The 298-nt window shown below is 67.4% G+C and carries 1 pseudogene; it reads right to left on the bottom strand.

From position 1 onward, the window contains the following. A pseudogene (locus tag ACG04R_RS28485) lies at positions 1-298 on the bottom strand (transposase); the annotation flags it as partial.

The following is a 298-nucleotide window of genomic DNA, read 5'->3' on the forward strand; positions in this document are numbered from 1 at the left end:
ACGCCTGCTTGAGCAGGCCGGTCAAGCGCTGGTCGTCCTGGGCCCGCGAGCTCTGCGGCTCGGCCTTCCATGCGTAGTAGCCGCTGGGGTGCACCTGCATCACCTTGCACATGCGCCGCACGCTGTACTGCCCCTCGTGCGCCTTGATGAACGCGTACCTCACCCGGACTACTTGGCAAAGTACGCGGCGGCCTTTTTTAGGATGTCGCGCTCCTCGGTCACGCGCCGCAGTTCGGCCTTCAGTCGCCGCAGCTCTTCGGTCTGCGAGGCCTGCGCCTGTCGCTCAGCGGCCGGCGCC

The organism is Pelomonas candidula (assembly GCF_043555985.1).
In the GTDB taxonomy this organism is placed as follows: domain Bacteria; phylum Pseudomonadota; class Gammaproteobacteria; order Burkholderiales; family Burkholderiaceae_C; genus Pelomonas; species Pelomonas candidula.